Genomic DNA, 1,854 nt, shown 5'->3' on the forward strand with positions numbered 1-1,854 from the left:
GCCTAATGTTCCTCATGCGTTTCCTCCTCCTTCCGGTCTTTGGAAATCCCTTCCAGGTCCTCCTCCTGCAGCCTGCGGAAACGGTTGATCCCGTTCACCAGAATCATCACGCTGTTCTTGGTGGTGTCAAAGACCCCCTCCTCATACATGGTATACACAATCAGCCCCAGAGGAACCGCCACAATCATCCCCAGCACACCTCCGAATTTATAACCCAGAAACAGTAAAAAAAGGGTAGGTATGGGAGGCACTCCGATAGAGTCCCCCACGATCTTGGGCTGTATCACCTGACGGGCAAGCTGCCCCACCCCCCAGATAATCAAAAGCCCAATGGCCATCTGATAATCAGCGCTCAAAATTTTTAAGACAGCCCAGGGCACCATAACAGTTCCCGTTCCAAAAAAGGGCAGGAAATCCAAAAACGCAATTCCCAGAGCAATCAAAAGTGCATAGTCCACACGAAGCACGCTCAGACCGATCACCAAAAGCAGGTACATCCAGATTTCAATTTTCAGCTGAGCCTTCAGATAGCCGCCCACCGCCTTTACCAGAGCCCGTTTCAGCATGCGGTAGCGGGCCTGTATAAAGGACGGCGTATATTTCCGAAACCATCCCCCGATCAGATGCCGTTCCGCCACAAAAAAATAGGCGGACAAAAGAGCCATGATCACACCAATGATAATGGAGGGAAGCTGTTTTGCAAAATTTCCCGCCGCAGCGATGGTGGGTGAACCTGCCCGGCTGAAAATTTCCCCCACATAGCTGCCGATCTGATCGGAAAAGCTTGTGAGAGTGTTCTGGATGTCTATAGGCAGCCTGCTGTAGATAATACTGAGATTTTCACCAATCTCCGCAAAATCCTCCTCCATGCTTTCCCATATCTGCGGCAGGGAATTGACCAGACCCACAATTTCCTCCACTAATTTTGCTCCCACAAGATACAGCACCAGCACCACAAGTCCGATTACCACTATGATAACGAACGCACTGCCCACCTTCCGTTTCAGCTTGATTTTTTCTTCAAAAAAGCGCACAAAGGGGCTGGCAATCAACGCGATAATCCAGCCCGCCACAAAGGGGGCAAAAAAAATCAACAGTCTGGGCACAAGAAAACAAACCGCCAGAAACACCAATCCGGCAATTGCCAGATTTGCCAATGCCTTGCAATACTTCTTCACAGCGCTCCACTCTCCCCTCTATTGCGGGCCTTCCGTCCCAAGGAAGGTTTCTATCACTTCATAGATTTCTTCTCTTCCCTGCTTGGTCTGCGCCGAAAAAGGAATGATAATCGTCTCCTTTGAGACGCCAAGTGTAGTTTTAATCAGTTTTATCTGGCTCTGTATCTGACTGCGCTTTATCTTATCCAGCTTCGTTGCGATAATAATAGGCTGAAAGCCGGTTCTGCAGATCCAGTCATACATAACCGCATCGTTCTTTGTAGGCGCATGCCTGATATCCACCAGCAGAAAAACCGCCCGAAGCTGTTTGGAACGGCGCAGATAATTTTCAATCATTTTTCCCCACTGGGCCTTCACATTCTCGCTGACCCTGGCATAGCCGTACCCGGGCAGGTCTACGAAGTAAATGGCTTCATTTACATTGTAATAATTGATGGTCTGGGTTTTTCCGGGCTGTGAGCTGATCCGCGCCAAAGATTTTCTATTCATCAGCGCGTTGATCAGAGAAGATTTTCCCACATTGCTCCTCCCCGCAAAGGCCACCTCCGGATAAGCATTATCCGGCAGCTTGCTGGTGATGCCGCAGACCGTCTCCAGATTTACACTTTTAATTATCATTTTTCCTCACTTTTGTCAAAAAAGCGCCGCCCAAAAGGCGGCGCCTGCTGCATAAGAC

General features: G+C 49.3%; 2 protein-coding genes. Both read right to left on the reverse strand.

Features of this window, described 5'->3' with window-relative positions; genetic code table 11:
• Positions 1 to 2 precede the first annotated feature (2 nt).
• Complete coding sequence (ytvI, locus tag AC1WIP_RS15400) at positions 3 to 1,178, reverse strand: sporulation integral membrane protein YtvI (protein ID WP_481142654.1); 1,176 nt, start codon at positions 1,176 to 1,178, stop codon at positions 3 to 5.
• Between the two features lie 18 nt (positions 1,179 to 1,196).
• Positions 1,197 to 1,796 (reverse strand): ribosome biogenesis GTP-binding protein YihA/YsxC, encoded by a 600-nt coding sequence (gene yihA, locus AC1WIP_RS15405; protein ID WP_481142655.1) that lies wholly within the window; start codon positions 1,794 to 1,796, stop codon positions 1,197 to 1,199.
• Positions 1,797 to 1,854: the final 58 nt, after the last annotated feature.

The sequence above is a fragment of the Acetatifactor sp. genome, from assembly GCF_982438285.1.